Annotated in this window: 14 protein-coding genes and 3 pseudogenes; 12 read left to right on the plus strand and 5 right to left on the minus strand. The window is 68.9% G+C overall.

The genetic code is table 11. From position 1 onward, the window contains the following. Positions 1 to 244: 244 nt before the first annotated feature. Positions 245 to 514, plus strand: coding sequence for a winged helix-turn-helix domain-containing protein (locus tag UW392_RS02325; RefSeq protein WP_320773130.1), 270 nt, complete (start codon positions 245 to 247; stop codon positions 512 to 514). 148 nt (positions 515 to 662) lie between these two features. Here UW392_RS02325 and UW392_RS02330 read toward each other — a convergent pair whose 3' ends face one another. Beyond that, positions 663 to 1,094, minus strand: coding sequence for a hypothetical protein (locus tag UW392_RS02330; protein WP_320773131.1), 432 nt, complete (start codon positions 1,092 to 1,094; stop codon positions 663 to 665). A 374-nt stretch (positions 1,095 to 1,468) separates the two neighbouring features. Between UW392_RS02330 and kdpF the strand changes: the two genes are divergently transcribed. The 5 genes from kdpF (at position 1,469) to UW392_RS66900 (ending at position 7,646) form a co-directional block, all read left to right on the plus strand. Continuing rightward, positions 1,469 to 1,558, plus strand: a complete 90-nt coding sequence (gene kdpF, locus UW392_RS02335; protein ID WP_320773132.1) for a K(+)-transporting ATPase subunit F — start codon at positions 1,469 to 1,471, stop codon at positions 1,556 to 1,558. 8 nt (positions 1,559 to 1,566) lie between these two features. Further along, entirely contained in the window at positions 1,567 to 3,228 is a 1,662-nt protein-coding gene (gene kdpA / locus UW392_RS02340) for a potassium-transporting ATPase subunit KdpA (protein ID WP_320773133.1), read from the plus strand. Further along, positions 3,228 to 5,366, plus strand: coding sequence for a potassium-transporting ATPase subunit KdpB (kdpB, locus tag UW392_RS02345; protein WP_320773134.1), 2,139 nt, complete (start codon positions 3,228 to 3,230; stop codon positions 5,364 to 5,366). Before kdpA ends, kdpB begins: the two co-directional genes overlap by 1 nt. Positions 5,367 to 5,389: 23 nt before the next feature. After that, positions 5,390 to 6,076 carry a potassium-transporting ATPase subunit C gene (locus UW392_RS02350; RefSeq protein ID WP_320773135.1) on the plus strand — a complete coding sequence of 229 codons (687 nt, stop codon included), beginning with the start codon at positions 5,390 to 5,392 and terminating at the stop codon, positions 6,074 to 6,076. Positions 6,077 to 6,389: 313 nt separating this feature from the next. Next, on the plus strand, positions 6,390 to 7,646 hold the full coding sequence (locus tag UW392_RS66900; RefSeq protein WP_414495442.1) for a cytochrome P450 family protein: 1,257 nt from the start codon (positions 6,390 to 6,392) through the stop codon (positions 7,644 to 7,646). A gap of 233 nt (positions 7,647 to 7,879) precedes the next feature. Here the strand turns inward: UW392_RS66900 and UW392_RS02360 are convergent. Continuing rightward, positions 7,880 to 8,200, minus strand: a pseudogene (locus UW392_RS02360) (ATP-binding protein); the annotation flags it as partial. A gap of 527 nt (positions 8,201 to 8,727) precedes the next feature. Here UW392_RS02360 and UW392_RS02365 point away from each other — a divergent pair. Together UW392_RS02365 and UW392_RS02370 are read left to right on the plus strand one after the other, a co-directional pair. After that, a complete protein-coding gene (locus tag UW392_RS02365; protein ID WP_414495444.1) occupies positions 8,728 to 9,672 on the plus strand; it encodes a heavy metal transporter CzcB in 945 nt (314 codons plus the stop codon). Next, positions 9,669 to 10,238 (plus strand): flavoprotein, encoded by a 570-nt coding sequence (locus UW392_RS02370; protein ID WP_320773138.1) that lies wholly within the window; start codon positions 9,669 to 9,671, stop codon positions 10,236 to 10,238. The genes UW392_RS02365 and UW392_RS02370 overlap by 4 nt, the downstream gene beginning before the upstream one ends. 427 nt (positions 10,239 to 10,665) lie before the next feature. Here the strand turns inward: UW392_RS02370 and UW392_RS02375 are convergent. Continuing rightward, positions 10,666 to 10,947: pseudogene (locus UW392_RS02375) on the minus strand (DUF1152 domain-containing protein); the annotation flags it as partial. Between UW392_RS02375 and UW392_RS02380 the strand changes: the two are divergent. Next, entirely contained in the window at positions 10,922 to 11,233 is a 312-nt protein-coding gene (locus tag UW392_RS02380; protein ID WP_320773139.1) for a hypothetical protein, read from the plus strand. The pseudogene UW392_RS02375 and the gene UW392_RS02380 overlap by 26 nt on opposite strands. A gap of 845 nt (positions 11,234 to 12,078) precedes the next feature. Here the strand turns inward: UW392_RS02380 and UW392_RS02390 are convergent. Both UW392_RS02390 and UW392_RS02395 read right to left on the minus strand, forming a co-directional pair. Then, positions 12,079 to 12,474 carry an ATP-binding protein gene (locus UW392_RS02390; protein WP_320773200.1) on the minus strand — a complete coding sequence of 132 codons (396 nt, stop codon included), beginning with the start codon at positions 12,472 to 12,474 and terminating at the stop codon, positions 12,079 to 12,081. Positions 12,475 to 12,507: 33 nt separating this feature from the next. After that, positions 12,508 to 12,915, minus strand: a complete 408-nt coding sequence (locus UW392_RS02395; RefSeq protein WP_320773141.1) for an NUDIX hydrolase — start codon at positions 12,913 to 12,915, stop codon at positions 12,508 to 12,510. Positions 12,916 to 13,023: 108 nt separating this feature from the next. Here UW392_RS02395 and UW392_RS02400 point away from each other — a divergent pair. The 3 genes and pseudogenes from UW392_RS02400 to UW392_RS02410 all read left to right on the plus strand — a co-directional run bounded on the left by UW392_RS02400 (position 13,024) and on the right by UW392_RS02410 (position 15,999). Continuing rightward, a pseudogene (locus UW392_RS02400) lies at positions 13,024 to 13,807 on the plus strand (GntR family transcriptional regulator). Positions 13,808 to 14,461: 654 nt separating this feature from the next. Next, the gene (locus UW392_RS02405) at positions 14,462 to 15,679 is read left to right on the plus strand and encodes a Shedu anti-phage system protein SduA domain-containing protein (protein WP_320773142.1); all 1,218 of its coding nucleotides are present in this window, start codon (positions 14,462 to 14,464) and stop codon (positions 15,677 to 15,679) included. Next, positions 15,676 to 15,999, plus strand: a complete 324-nt coding sequence (locus UW392_RS02410; protein ID WP_320773143.1) for a hypothetical protein — start codon at positions 15,676 to 15,678, stop codon at positions 15,997 to 15,999. The genes UW392_RS02405 and UW392_RS02410 overlap by 4 nt, the downstream gene beginning before the upstream one ends. The last annotated feature ends 107 nt before the right edge of the window (positions 16,000 to 16,106 follow it).

Consider the following 16,106-nt stretch of genomic DNA (forward strand, 5'->3'; position numbering starts at 1 on the left):
GATACGGGAGACGGGGCCGCGGTCGTCGTCGGTGAGGAGGTAACAGGGTTTGCCTTCCCCGTGGGACCAGGGGAGGAGACGGGGCGGGCGGATAAGGTCGGTCATGTCATCAGCTCCAACTGGTGACCGTGCCCCGGGGCGGCTGATTCCCGTCGCCGGGGTCTTGCGTTGTTCCACCATAGCTCCAGCACTCTAGGCATGCTAGGGCTTCCTAGATTCCTGGGCATCGCACGCATGTGCAGGCATGCGCATGATGGTGCATGTGATGGAGTTCGCCCCCGACATTCCCCGCTGGCGTCAGGTCGCCAAGATCATCCGTACCCGCATCGCCGACGGCACCTACGGTCCACGGACCCGTGTGCCCTCGGTCGTGCAATTGACGGCGGAGTTCGGCATCGCCAACGCGACGGCACACAAGGTGCTGCGCGCCCTGCGCGAGGAGGGACTGACCTACACCGAACCCGGCCTCGGTTCCTTCGTCTCCTGGCGTACGGAAGAGAAGCCCGCCGAGTAGCCGCCGGGACACCCGCGTTCCGCCGGTCCGGCACGCGGCGCCCACCCCGTACCCTGACCGGGGGGGCCGGAGCCAATTGGTGTGGCTCCGGCCCCCTTTTCGGTCGGCCGCGGCCGCGCAGGCCGGGTCAGGCGTTCCGGAGGCCGGGTCAGGCGTTCCAGCGGTCCAGGTAGACGATCTTGCCGTAGGACTGGCCGAGCCAGAGCTTGGAGCCGCCGACGAGGGCCTCGTTGTCGTAGGTGGAGCTGTCCTCGCCCCCGGGGTTCACGACGACGGTGGCACGCTCAAGGCACCAGCCCGGCGCGCTGCCCTCGGGCTCCATGCGCACGTAGACGGGGTTCCGGGCGACGGCGGCGGTGTCCAGCTGCGGGTGGCGCGGGTCGTTGTACTCCGCCTCCTCGACGTTGGAGTCGGTGCCGAAGACGTAGGTGTCGCCCTGCCCCCTGTCGGCGTCGCTGGCCCCGGCGAGGTCCAGGACGAACTCGCGCCCGGCGATGCCGAGATAGAGCCAGCTGTCGGTGCCGGCCTCGTCGACGTCGGCCGTGGTGATCTCCGCGGTGATCTTCGTGATGGCTGCCATGAGCGCACCCTTCTGTGTCGTTCCGACTGGTTACTTCTTTGCATGCCCGGTTCAAGTGCATAGACACTGTTCGACACGAATGAGGTATTTGTGTGACTAGTAGCAAGGTGCCTCCCTCCCGGCTCCATCCGTAAGAGAGCCGTCAAAGGCGGGCACGCGGACGTCAGGAAGCCGTCAACGACGCTCGTAACCGGACATCCGTGGCTGTTTCCTTCAAGGCGTCCGATCCGCTCGCCGGATGTCCCGGAGCCGGATGTGCCGTAGCCGGGTGTCCCGGAGATCTAGGAGCTAGCGATGGCCGATCTGGCCTTCGTCCTCGCCACCGTCGCGGTGTTCGCGCTGGTGGCCCTCGTCGCCAAGGGAGTGACGAAGCTGTGACCGCCGAGAACGTCGTCGGCCTGGTCGTGGCCGTCGCCCTGCTGGGCTACCTCGTCGTCGCCCTGATCCACCCCGAGAGGTTCTGAGCGCCGCCATGGGTCCCGTAACCGCCGGCGTGCTCCAGCTGCTCGCCCTCATCGCGGCACTCGCGCTCGCGTATATACCGCTCGGCACCTACCTGGCCCGGGTCTTCTCCTCCGACCGGCACCTGCGGGTCGAGCGATGGATCTACCGGGGCATCGGCGCCGACCCCGACGTGCGGATGCGCTGGCCCGCGTACCTGCGCGGCGTCCTCGCCTTCTCCGTCGCCGGTGTCCTCTTCCTCTACCTCCTCCAGCGGCTCCAGGGTGTCCTGCCCGGCTCGCTCGGCTTCGACTCCGTCAGCCCGGCGCAGTCCTTCAACACCGCCGCGTCCTTCGTCGCGAACACCAACTGGCAGTCGTACTACGGCGAGCAGACCATGGGCCACGTCGTCCAGACCGCCGGTCTCGCCGTGCAGAACTTCGTCTCCGCCGCCGTCGGCATCGCCGTCGCGGTCGCCCTCGTACGGGGATTCGCCCGCGCCCGCACCGGCGAACTCGGCAACTTCTGGGCCGACCTGGTCCGCGGCGTCGTCCGCGTCCTGGTCCCGATCGCCGTCGTCGGCGCGCTGATCCTCGTCGCCTGCGGCGTGATCCAGAACTTCTCCGGCATCCACGAGGTCGGCCAGTTCACCGGCGGGTCCCAGCAGTGGAACGGCGGCGCGGTCGCCTCCCAGGAGGTCATCAAGGAACTCGGCACCAACGGCGGCGGCTACTTCAACGCCAACTCCGCCCACCCCTTCGAGAACCCGACCCCCTTCACCAACCTCTTCGAGATCTTCCTGATCCTGGTGATCCCCTCCGCGCTGACCCGCACCTTCGGCCTCATGGTCGGCTCGGTGAAGCAGGGCTACGCGATCCTCGGCACCATGGCCGCCCTCTGGCTCGGCTTCACCGCCCTGATGATGTGGACCGAGTTCGCCCACCACGGCCCGGCGCTGCAGGCGGCCGGCGGCGCGCTGGAGGGCAAGGAACTGCGGTTCGGCGTCGGCGGCTCGTCCATCTTCGCGGTGGCGACGACGATGACCTCGACCGGCGCGGTGGACTCCTTCCACTCCTCCTTCACCGGGCTCGGCGGCGGCATCACCATGATCGGGATGATGCTGGGCGAGATCGCGCCCGGCGGCACCGGCTCCGGCCTCTACGGCATGCTCGTCATGGCGGTCATCGCGGTCTTCATCGCCGGTCTGATGGTCGGCCGCACCCCGGAGTACCTCGGCAAGAAGATCGGCCCCCGCGAGATCAAGCTGGCGGCCCTCTACATCCTGGTCACCCCGGCGCTGGTACTCGTCTTCACCGCCGCCTCGCTGGCGCTGCCCACCCCGCCGGACTCCATGCTCAACTCCGGCGCGCACGGGTTCTCCGAGGTGCTCTACGCCTTCACCTCGGCCGCCAACAACAACGGCTCGGCGTTCGCCGGGCTCAACGCGAACACCGACTGGTTCAACACCATGACCGGGCTGGCGATGCTGCTCGGCCGGTTCCTGCCGATGGTGTTCGTCCTGGCGCTGGCCGGCTCGCTGGCCGAGCAGCGGCCCGTACCCGTCACCACGGGCACCCTGCGCACCGAGAAACCCCTTTTCACCGGCCTGCTGGTGGGCGCGATCCTCATCGTCACCGGCCTCACCTACTTCCCGGCGCTCGCCCTGGGACCGCTCGCGGAAGGACTGGCGTGATGACCACCCGTACAGAGTCGGATCTTGCAGAGCCGGACCGTGCAGAGCCGAATCGTGCAGAGCTGGACCGCACAGACTCGGACCGCACGGAGTCCGACCGCACGAAGACAGCAGCCGGTCTCTTCGACCCCGCGCAGCTGCTGAAGGCCGTACCGCAGGCACTGCGCAAACTCGACCCCCGCGTCCAGGCCAAGTCACCCGTGATGTTCGTGGTGTGGATCGGCTCGGTCCTCACCACCGTCTTCGCCGTCACCGACCCCGGCGACTGGTTCGGCTGGGTCATCAGCGTCTGGCTCTGGCTGACCGTGGTCTTCGCCAACCTGGCGGAGGCGGTCGCCGAGGGGCGCGGCAAGGCGCAGGCCGACACCCTGCGCAAGGCCAAGACCGACACGGTGGCGCGGCTGACCGACGGCACCGTGGTGCCCGGCACCGAGCTGAAGGTCGGCGACCGGGTGGTCTGCGAGGCCGGGGACGTCATCCCCGGTGACGGCGACGTCGTCGAGGGCGTCGCCTCCGTCGACGAGTCGGCGATCACCGGCGAGTCCGCACCCGTCATCCGCGAGTCGGGCGGCGACCGGTCCGCCGTCACCGGCGGCACCAAGGTCCTCTCCGACCGCATCGTCGTCCGGATCACCGCCAGGCCCGGTGAGACCTTCATCGACCGGATGATCGGCCTGGTGGAGGGCGCGGCCCGGCAGAAGACGCCCAACGAGGTGGCGCTGAACATCCTGCTCGCCTCACTGACCATCGTCTTCCTGCTGGCCTGCGCCACCCTCCCGCCGTTCGCCTCGTACGCCGGCACCCACCTGACGATGATCGTGCTGGTCGCGCTGCTGGTCTGCCTGATCCCCACCACGATCGGCGCGCTGCTCTCCGCGATCGGCATCGCGGGCATGGACCGGCTGGTGCAGCGCAACGTGCTCGCCATGTCGGGCCGCGCGGTCGAGGCGGCGGGTGACGTCTCCACCCTGCTCCTCGACAAGACCGGCACCATCACCCTCGGCAACCGCCAGGCCGCCGAATTCGTGCCCGTGCGCGGCACCACCGAGGCCGAACTCGCGGACGCCGCCCAGCTCTCCTCGCTCGCCGACGAGACCCCCGAGGGCCGCTCGATCGTGGTCCTCGCCAAGGAGCGGTACGGGCTGCGCGAACGCCACCAGGGCGAGCCGGCGCACGCCGAGTGGATCGAGTTCACCGCGCAGACCCGGATGTCGGGCGTGGACGTGACCGTGAACGATCGAGAGGTTCGCAGGGTCCGCAAGGGCGCGACCGGTTCGGTGGTCGCCTGGGTGACCGAGCGCGGCGGCACGGTCGCCCCCGACACCCAGCACCTGACCGACGAGATCTCCCAGGCGGGCGGCACCCCCCTCCTCGTCGCCGTCGAGGACGCGGACGGCGCCCGCGTGCTGGGCGTCATCCACCTCAAGGACGTCGTCAAGCAGGGCATGCGCGAGCGGTTCGAGGAACTGCGCCGCATGGGCATCCGTACGGTCATGATCACCGGCGACAACCCGCTGACCGCGAAGGCCATCGCCGACGAGGCCGGCGTGGACGACTTCCTCGCCGAGGCCACCCCCGAGGACAAGATGGCCCTCATCAAGCGGGAGCAGGCGGGCGGCAAGCTGGTCGCGATGACGGGCGACGGCACGAACGACGCGCCCGCGCTCGCGCAGGCCGACGTGGGTGTCGCCATGAACACGGGTACGTCGGCCGCCAAGGAGGCCGGCAACATGGTCGACCTCGACTCCGACCCGACGAAACTCATCGAGATCGTCGGGATCGGCAAGCAGCTCCTCATCACGCGGGGCGCGCTGACGACGTTCTCCATAGCCAACGACGTCGCCAAGTACTTCGCAATCATCCCGGCGCTGTTCGCCGCGGTCTACCCGGGCCTGGACAAGCTGAACATCATGCGGCTGTCCTCCCCGGACTCCGCGATCCTCGCCGCGGTCGTCTTCAACGCGCTGATCATCGTGGCGCTGGTGCCGCTGGCGCTGCGCGGCGTGCGGTACCGGCCGATGACGGCCGACCGGATGCTCCGCCGCAACCTGACCGTCTACGGGCTCGGCGGCCTGATCGCCCCCTTCGTCGGCATCAAGCTCATCGACATGCTGCTGTCCCTCGTCCCCGGACTGTGATTCCCGAAAGCGTGCTGACCGCCATGAACAACTCGGTATCCGCCACCGTCCGCCTCCTCGGCGCGGGCCTGCGCGCCCTGCTCGTCCTCACCCTGGTGACGGGCGTCGTCTACCCCCTCGTCGTCACGGGCCTGGCCCAGGGCCTGTTCCCCGCCAAGGCGAACGGCTCGGAAGTGAGCGACGCGGACGGCAGGACCGTCGGCTCGTCCCTCATAGGCCAGTCCTACGACCTCCCCCTCAAGGCCGGCCAGGACGGCCAGGAGACCCCCGAGCCCGACCTGAGGTGGTTCCAGGGCCGCCCGGCGAACGGCCTCGGCACCAACAGCCTCAACACCCGGTACGACCTGGTCCTCTCCGGCGCCACCAACCTCGCCGCCGACAGCCCCGACCTCGTCCGGCAGGTCGAGGACGCCAAGGCGGCGGTCGTCGAGGACAACTCCGTACCGGGGTACAAGGTGGACCCCGCCGACGTCCCGGCCGACGCGATCACGTCCTCCGGCTCCGGCCTCGACCCGGCGATCTCCCCTGCGTACGCGGAACTCCAGGTCCACCGGGTCGCGGAGCGGAACGGCCTGTCCGTGGCGGAGGTACGGCAGCTGGTCACCCGGCACGAGGAGGGCCGCACCCTCGGCTTCATCGGGGAACCGCGGGTCAATGTGCTGGAGCTGAACGTCGCCCTGAAGGAGCTGGTCGGCAAGACGACGCCCTGAAGGAGCTGGTCGGCAAGACGTCGCCCTGAAGGAGCTGGTCGGCAGGACGACGGGCTGACGGAGCGGCCCGTCGGTGTTCCCGCGCGTCGGCCGACGCAGGCCCAAGACCGTTGCGGGGGCGGGTCGTTACGATGGCGGGGGTGGGGTCGGCTCCGGGGCTCGTACCCGGTGGCGTGTCCGGCCCTGCCGCGCGGTCGGCCCGGACCCGGTACGGCTTTCCCCGCGGTACGGCCGCGCACGCAGACGCACGCAGACGGACGCAAGGCAACGTAGCCCACGTGCAGATGGAGCCGTCCATCGGTTGGAGCTGTCCATGCGCATCGACCGTTCGAAGCTGTCGCTCGACCACCCCGTCTCCTCGCTCGATCCCCACCGCGCGACCCACGACGAAGCAGCCGAGTGGCTGCGGTACGGGCCCCTGGTGCCGGTGGCGCTGCCGGACGACGTCCGCGCCTGGGCGGCCATGTCGGCCGAGGCCGCCCAGACGGTGCTGGACGCCCACCCCGACCTCTCCAGCGATCCACGGCACTGGGGCGCGTACGCGCGCGGGGAGATACCGGCCGGATGGCCGCTGCTCCACCTGATCGTCGCGGAGTCGATGCTCAACGCGGACGGAGCCGACCACCGCAGGCTCCGACAGCTGGTGAGCCGCGCCTTCACCCCCAGGCGCGTCGACGCGCTCGCGCCCCGCATACGTGAGATCACCGAGGAGTTGCTGGACGGCCTGGAGTCCAGGGGCCCGGAGAAGATGACCGACCTCAAGGAGGGCTTCGCCTACCCACTTCCCCTGCTGATCGTCTGCGAACTGTTCGGTCTCACCGACGCCGACCAGCAGCGCCGACTGCGTGACAACTACCGGACGATGCTGGATGTCGAGGTGAGCGGTGCCGAGCGGCAGGCGGCCGCAGCCGGGCAGCGCGAGGTGCTGGCACGTCTGATCGACGAACGGCGCGCGGCCCCGCTCGGCGATCTGACCAGCGCGCTGATCGAAACGCTGGACGACGAGCACGGCAAACTGACGCAGACAGAGCTGATCGACACCCTGGAGATCATTCTGCTCGCCGGCCACGAGACCACGGTCAACTCGCTGACCAGCACCATCCACGCCCTGCTCACCCATCCCGACCAGCTCACCGCGCTCCTCGACGGCGAACTGGACTGGCCGTCCGCCGTGGAGGCGGGCCTGCACTGGAACGCCCCCCTGCGCACCTTGTTCATGCGCTACGCGGTGCGGGAGACCGTCCTGCACGGAGTGACCGTGCGCCGCGGCGAGCCGATCGCCGTAGGTGTGGCAGCCGCCAACCGCGAGCGACGCGGAACGGTTCCCACACGCTTCGACATCCGCGACTCCCGCCACTACGACCGCCAGCTCGCCTTCGGCGCCGGCCCGCACTACTGCCTGGGCGCGGCCCTGGCCCGCCTGGAGAGCGGAATCGGCCTCTCCAGGCTCTTCACCCGGTTCCCGGCCATGCGGCTGGCCGTACCCGAGTCCGAGCTGGTGCCCGTGATCTCGACAGCGATGAACGGCTACGCCGCTCTGCCGGTCGTCCTCGGGCCGACATCCACCTGAGCGGTAGGAAGGCGACTGGGCGGATCGTCCAGGTGACGCGGCGCCCGAGTCCAGAGCCGGCGAGATCGTACGCAGCGCGATCGCTACCCACCTGTCCGCCTGAGACGCCGAGCAGGCGTCGAACGAGCCTTGCAGGGATCGGCGGTCTCCATCGAAGTCGTCGACGCCTGCAAGGTCATCTCCGCCCAGCACCACTTCCCATGGATGCCGGGCTCGGCGCCGTGCCGAGTGGCCAGTGCGGTGACAAGCAGCAGGCCACGGCCGGTTTCGCTGTCGTCGTCCGGACAGCTCGGCAGGGGCAGTACGGGACTGGTGTCGTGGACAGCGATACGGAGGCATCGCTCGGTGAGCCGTACCCACAGGACGACCGGCCCCTCGTCGACGTGTCGGAGCGCGTTTGTCGTCAGCTCACTGATCAGCAACTCGGCGATGTCGAGGTCGGTGTCCGCCGGCCCGGCCTTCCACGCTCGTATGGCTGCGACTGCCTGCCGGCGGACAGTCGTCGCACCGGTGGACAGGCCAGGCACGGGAAGAGTGAACTGCTGCGTCGCCATGAGTGACCTTTCGGTTGATTCGGCCACTCAACGCAACCAACATGTCAGGCATCGGGTCTTCGGCCTGTGCCGGTGTCGCATCGCGTATGCGGATGCTGCATGACATCGGAACACCGCTGCTCCAGGTCCGTTGAGAACGGCAGGAGCGCCGACGGCGGAGGGAGTCGTGACGCATGGTCGGAGAGCAGAGCGAGGGGCAACGGATCGGTGCGTTGATCCGGCGGGCCCGTCTGGTGCAGCAGCGGTCGCAGAAGGACGTCGCCGCGTCACTCGGATATCACCAGTCCAAGATGAGTCGGCTGGAATGCGGTCGCGGCACGGAGGACGTACGCGTGCTGCGCGCTGTGGCGCGTGAACTTCATATCCCGTGTGCGCAATTGGGCTTGTCGGCCGATACCACGAGTTCCTCGGCCGGAGAGGAGACCGTCGCGATGCAGCGCCGTACCTTCCTGGCCGCCGGTCTAGGAGCGTTGGCCACTCCCCCGACGCCGTCTCCCAAATCTTCAACGACGTCCACACAAGAGGAGTTGGCGCTCTCTCTCCTGCCGGACCTGCCGCTCTCGGCGCCACCGGGCCCAGGCGGTCAGCCCGGCAGGACCGTGCTCAGCGGACGGGTGGACACGGCGCGACGACTTCTCTACGCATGTGACTACGCGGCCCTCGAACAGACGCTGCCCCACCTCATCGGTGACCTGCGGCACGCCGCCGCCTATGCCACCGAGGCTACGGAGGTGCTCGCGGGGCTGCTGGCGACCGCGTACCAGACCGCGACCAGCCTGCTCGTCAAGCAGCGCGACCAAGGTCACGCGTGGCTCGCCGCCGGCCGCGCGATGGCCGAGGCCGAGCGCTCCGGCGACCCGGTGATCCTCGCGTCCAGCATTCGCGTACAGGCGCATGTGCTGGCACGGGAGAAGCACACCGCGCAAGCCGTCACGCTCGTCCGCCATACCGCCGGCCAGATGACCGGCTCCTACGACCGCCGGTCCCCGGCCTACCTCGCCGCCCTCGGACTGCTGCTCCTGAGAGGCGTGACCGCGGCCGGTGCCGGCGGAGACCGTGCGAGCGCGGACGGCTTCCTCAGCGAGGCCAAGGAGGTCGCCCGGTACGTCTCCGTCGACCGACCGGACGCCTGGGCCAACTTCGACCAGGCCAACGTCGCCGTGCACGAGGTCAGTGCCCTCGTCGCCTTCGGAGACGCGGGAACGGCGCTCCGGACGGCGCGCTCACTGAGGCACCGCCCCCTCGTGGCGGAGCGCAGAGCGGCCGTGTGGGTGGAGACGGCCCGAGCCCACAGCCAACTGGACCGACCGGCAGACGCGTACCGGGCTCTCCGCGTCGCCGAGACGTGCGCCGCCCAGGAAGTACACCGTCCCGAGGTCCGTGACCTGGTGGCGGAAATGGTCGCCCGTGACCGGCACCGTACGGTGCCGGGACTGCACGCCTTCGGCCGTCGGCTGGGGGCCGCCGCATGACCGTGCCGATCAGCTCCGACCTCACCCCGTTCCTCTACGTCATAGTCTGCGGTTGCGGGAACGCCGGTGACATCGGCACCCTCATCGACGCCGCCCAGAAGCGGCACTGGGATGTCGGGGTCATCGCCACGCCGCAGGGTTTCGGCTTCATCGACGCCGAGGCGATCGCGACACTGACCGGCTACCCGGTCCGTTCGGCCTGGCACGCACCCGGCGACGCACGTTCCTTCCCGCCCGCGGACGCCATCGCCGTGGCCCCGGCCAGCTTCAACACGGTCAACAAGTGGGCAGCCGGCATCTGCGACACGCTCGCCCTGTCCGTCCTCTGCGAATCGCACGGCCTGGGCACTCCCACAGCCGTCCTCCCGTACGTGAACTCCGCCCTCGCGGCCCACCCCGCCTACCGGCGGAGCCTGGAACTGCTGCGCGAGACGGGCGTCCTGATCGGCACCTACGAGCCACACCGGCCGAAGGCCGGCGGTGGAGCACATCGATTCCCCTGGCACGAGGCACTCGACCTCCTGGAGCCACGACTTGGGCGACGACCCGTGTCGGGGAGCCCGTGAGTTCCGCTACTACGGTCTCAGCTTGGGAAACCGAGGCGACTCACCGGCCACCGCGCGGCTGACCGTGACTGGCACGATCCGTCGACTGCGGGTGGTCACGGTGTCAGTCTGCCGACGTGCCCCAAGGCGATGAGGCCGATACCAACGGCGGTCAACGAGGGATTCGTGACACCACCACACGCTACGAGCAGCGCCCCCGTGCCCCAGAGCCTCGGATGCCGAACGTGGTGTTGTAACCACCTGCCCGGCGTTCGGCCGAGCAGTAGGCCGTGTATGCCGAGCACGGCACAGGCAAGCCAGAAGGCTCCTACCAGCAGTACGAACGGCAGGAGGAAGATCGCAAATGACGGCGACATGATCGGTTTCCCGGCAGATCAGCAGGCTGGCTCGGCACGGCAGTCTCACACATCCATGCCGACGCCTACGCCCGGACCCCGCAGATGCCGCGCGTCCCCCGGGCCGTCGCCGCCGGCATCCCCTTGGCCTCCGACGGGCGCCCCCCCAGGACGTTGTCGATCGAGGCCGCACCGTCCGCCGTGAGGGTGTGGACCACAGGGCCGAGCAGTGGGCGGAGATCCGCCACTGACAGCTCCCCGCCGAGGCCAGGGCCGGCGACCAGCAGTCACACCGGAGCATTCACCTGGCAGCACGCCACAGGCGCCACCGCGTCGGCCAGCGGGCTCTTGAGGGTCGACTCATCGCCGCGGGCGCCCACCATCCTCCACGTCGGGAGATCCCTCGATGGCCGATCACAGGGCGCACTGAAGTGGACCCTGTCCCGCCTGAGTGCCGAGCCGGTGACCCAGGCCGTCGCGCAATCCGCTACCGCTCTGCTGCGCGCAGCGGAACTGCACGGCCACGGGTACGCCATCGACGCCATGCTCTGCGCGACCGCCCTACAACATCCCGGCCAGGTGACGCTCCTGACTGCCGATGTCGAACACCTCGCCTTGCTCACTGCCGAGCACCCACGCATAAGTACGGAGAAGGTCTGAACCGAGGCGCCTCGCAAAGACGGTGCCCCACTTCAGTGCGACCGCGAGGGCATGGTTCTGACGACCCACTCCATGTCGTCATCGGTGAGGGCACGACGTGCGCTTGTGGTGCACTGCTGGGCGTTCACCGCCGGCGCTTCTCACCGCTTCTGCGCCCGATACCGCTTCATGAGTACGGTGATCCGGCCGCTGTCCGCCTTGCCGTTCAACTCGACCAAGAGGTCGTCCGGGCAAAGTTCGTAGAGGTCTCCCCACCAACGACGGCCGTGGTTGTCCCATATCCGGTAGCCGCCTGGCACGCCTCGCGCGACGTACCGCCGTCTGCCGCCCACGGACCGCCCCCTTCACGCTGCGATCGTTCCGATGCTGTGAAGCAAGAGGAGCTGTGCTCAGCTCGACACTGCCCCGCCCGCGAAGCCGACTGCAAGGTCTCCCAGTACGTCACAAAGGGCGCTCACCCACTGCTTCATCCTGCTCGACTCAGGTTCATCAGCCATACGGTTCTCCTCGTCGTTCGTCTCCATGGTCCGGTCGTCGTTGCTCAACTTCGATGCCAGAACCTTGCAGATGACGGCTGCGGAGAGGGACAGTGCGAGACTCGGCAGCGCCGAGCTGAGCACAGCTCCGCAGGGATTTTACGGCCTGGCGCCTGTCGGTGGGCGAGTGGCAGGAAGACGACTGGGCGGATCGCCCAGGTGATGCGGGTGCTGGCGTGGGTGATGGTGACCGTGCAGGATTTCCGGCGGAGCAGGGCTCGCCCGAGCCGCGTATGGCCGGCGCCTTCTCCGGGTCCCCGACGTCCTCCGTCCAGTACTCGCACCAGAAACCGTGAGTGGGCTGCGGCGTCAGCATGGGTGGGCTCCCCGCTTGCTGTGTGCGAAGAGGTGGGCGGTCACCGTGTGACCCTCCTCGGTGTGGTGCACCGCCACCCGATCCGCGATCAGGCTGACCATCCCCAGCCCCCGGCCGTGCGCGGCGTCTTGGTCCTGGGACTCAACCACGGGTGCGGTGTCCGTGCCCCCGCCGTCCGTCACCGACAGGGCGACAATCCGTGTGGAGACGGCGAGCACCAGGTAGAAGCTGCCGTCCGCTCCGCCGCTGGCCGTGTGCAGGACCGCGTTCGCGCTCAGCTCGCTCACGATCAGCTCGGCGTCTTCGGCCACGGGTGAGCCGCGCAGGATGTCCCGCGTCCAGCGGCGGGCCTGGGGACTCAGTTGCCCCGGTGTCCCGGAAGGGGTCAGCCGGGGTAGGCCGCCATGTGCAGCGGGATTAAGCTAGAGAAGTTTCACGCCGTCGTGGGCGCGGACGGCCGGCGGGGAGGCCGCGTCGAGTGCATCCAGGACGCGGATCGCGTACGCCTCGTCGGCGAGTTCGGTAACTTCTTCGCGGGTGGCCCAACGCAGTGCACGCGTCTCGTCCCCGGTGGTAGGCGTGCCGTCGACCGCTTCGCAGCGGAAGACGAGGGAAACGATGAGACCCGTCATGTTCTTGTAGACGCCCGTCAAGGTCGCGGGAAGTGTGACCTTGAGGCCGGTCTCTTCGAGGACTTCCCGCTGAAGCGCCTCGGGGATGGTCTCCTCGCGTTCGAGGACGCCGCCCGGGGGCTCCCAGTGCCCGTTGTCCCGGCGCTTGATCAAGAGGGCCCGGCCCCGGTCGTCGACTATGACCCCGGCGACGCTCACGGAATGCGGGCGTTCTGTACGCACGTTCCTCGGCCCTCTCGGCTGACTAGGCCTCTCACCGTAGCAACATCACTTGCCCACTCGTCTAGATATCTAAAGGAGTACACCGTGACGTCTCTACCGAGCGTCCTCGAGGGCCTGGACCCCAAGCGATCGTGCCGTTTTTCGGCAGATCGCCGATCTGTTGCGGGAGGCAATTGACCGTGGGCGCTTCGCGGAAGGGCAGAAGCTTCCCTCGGAGGCCGAGCTGGTCGAGCATTACGGCGTCTCCCGGATGACCGTCCGGAACTCCTTCTCCATCCTTCAGGGTGAGGGCCTGGTCCACGCCGAGCACGGCAAGGGCGTCTTCGTCCGCCCCCGCCCACCTGTGCGGCGGCTCGCCTCCGACCGGTTCGCCCGGCGCCACCGCGAGCAGGGCAAGTCCGCGTTCATCGTGGAGGCGGACGCCGTCGGCAGTCACCCCCAGGTGGACAGCCTGGAGGTCAAGGAGGAGAAGGCCAGCCAGGACGTCTCCACCCGCCTCGGCTCGGTGCGCCGCGTCCTCGCCCGTCGTCGCCGCTATCTCCTCGACGGCCGGCCTGTGGAGTGCGCCGCCTCCTACCTTCCGCTCGACATCGCCCGCGGGACACTCATCGCCGAGCCGAACCCGGGCCCCGGCGGCATCTACGCCCGCCTCGAAGAACTCGGTCACCGCCTCGACCACTTCGAGGAAGAGATCCGCGCCCGGATGCCCTCCCCCTCCGAGGTCAAGACGCTGCAACTGGCTCCCGGCGTCCCCGTGATCCACCTGATCCGCACCGCCTACGACACCGAGAAGCGGGCCGTGGAGGTCTGCGACACCGTGATGGCGGCGGATGCGTACGTCCCCTCCTACCAGCTCCCGGCGACCTGACCGATGGTGCGCGAGGCCACGCGGGCGACCTGCCGGAGGGCTGCCTGATGGAGAACAAGAAGGGCAGACGTCGTCGCCTCGATTCCGCGCGGCAGTGCCGTTCGGGGTGCTGGACGGCTGACTCCATCGGTCCCGGCGCCAGCGAGCGCATCCGCCCTGAAGAGACCTTCGCGACCAAGAAGGACACTGAGATCTGGCTGTCCCGACGGCCGTCCGCACGACAACGACAGGGCTGCGGACGGGCAGCCCGACCTTCTGGTGCGGTTGTCGTGCGCAACCCACCCACCGGTCTAGACAACGCACAACCCCCGGGTCCATGACCTGGGGGTTCGTGTTGGAGCGGGTGACGAGAAACGACCTCGCGCTCTCAGCTTGGGAAGCGTTGGCGCTCGACTGAGCCTCGTGCGCGTGACCTGCGCAGGCGGCAATCGCTGGGGCGGTCGTACGGGGCAGATCCCGCCGTTGTTGACCGTGGTTGTCCGCCCTTACGGGCACGCTATGGGCACGGGGCGCGAAGACTGGTGGGCAGAGTGCGTTCTCGGACGGGCACGGTACCGAGCCGGACTAGGCCGGACGGTCAGTCGGGAAACGCCTCCACGCGCGCACAGAGACTGCTGCCGCATGGTTGTCAGTGGCTGGACCTAGTGTGCCCGCGTGACGACATTTCGATCCGGCTTCACGCTCTGGAAACTGGTCCAGGCGGCACGGGAACTGAGTGAGGACGCGCAGGTCCGCGAGCGCGTCGATGCGGTGTTACACATCATGGGCGACTTCGGGGGGACGTACGGCAAGGGGAAGGCGCTGGTGAACGCCCTGGAGGACGTGGCCCAAGAGGCTGTACTACACGGCGACTTCGTATTCGCCCAGCGCTTCCAGCGCTTCGCCGCCTATGCCAGAGGCGATCTGTTCCTTGACATCCTTGAGAACTACTACGACGACAAAGCCCGGCAGCGCAGCGAGAAGTACATGCGCAGGATGGCCGCGCTGGGTGCGGACAGGGCGGTCGCCGCTCTGGATGTCCTGTGCCGCGACAAGCCCGGCGCAAGCGCCGCCGACGCCCGTAACCTCTTTCGCGGCATAGCCCAGTCCGTCGACTACCTGGGCCTCGGGGACGGAGAGGGCGGGGTTCGGCTCTCCAGCAAGGAGGCGAGGCGACTCCAGGAATACGGACACATGGAGATGGTTCTTCGTAACCTGCCCCGACCCGCCTCCGCCGAGGCCGCCCGGATGATGAGCGACGTCCTTGCCGATGTCGACGCCGGCTTGCTGGCCCAGTTGCTCGAACTGCGGGCCCGGCAGGTCGGACTGGCGGCCCTGCGCACCGCAGTGGAGGACCCGGACAGCTCCGAGAGTGCCCTCCACGACTGTTTGAAGAACCAGGAATGGATCTTCGGCGGGGCCTTCGTGGCCGAGCTGGCGCGCCGACAGTACACCCCGGACGCCATCCTCGACATCCCGCTCCTGCGCGGCGACGGCTCCCTGCACGTGGTGGAGCTCAAGCGCTCCAACATCAAGGACTTGGTCGTACGACGCTCCGGCCATCTCATGCTGGGCGCCCCGGCGCACCGCGCGGTCTCCCAAGCGCAGAACTACCTCCGGGCCATGGACGAGAACCGCCCGCGCATCCTGGCCGAGCACGGAGTCGACACCCGCCGGGCTTCGGCGACGGTAGTGATCGGACACCCTCGGTACGTGACTGGGGACGTCACCTCCCGAGAGATCGCGGAGACGCTGCGAACCTACAACACGCACCAGGCGCGCATAGAAGTGATCACGTACGAGACCCTGCTGGATTCAGCCTCCCGCATGCTGGCTCTGTCGTCGGCACGGCAGGACGCAGGCCCCGACCCGGACGAGGAGCCCGCCGCATGAGCGACACATCACCCGCGATCGAACCGCTCCTGGCCCGCTTGTGCGGCGGTGAGATCACTGACAAGGACTACGTCGGGTACTTCATGAACGAGCATGGAGAGGAACTCGTGTTCGCCCAGCGCCGGGGCGAGGCAACCGCTCGGCTCTGGCACAGCGACGCGGACTGGGAGATGTTCCTGGTCGGTGACCACTCGATTCGGCTCGACGGCCCGATGGACGGGATGATCACCGTTGCGGGTCTGATCATCAACCGCGAGGAGGCGACATGGCTGTCCTCCTGCCTCGCCGCTTCGCGCCATCTACGGCAGGGACGGGCCTGACCACGTCAGCGGGCGGGGCCTGGGTCAGGGTCGGCGGCCAGGCCCCCCACGTGAGCCCTGCCCTGCCCGGGATGACCGCACTCGTGCCGCCCTGTCCGGGGACCGAG

The sequence above is a fragment of the Streptomyces sp. CRN 30 genome, from assembly GCF_034105845.1.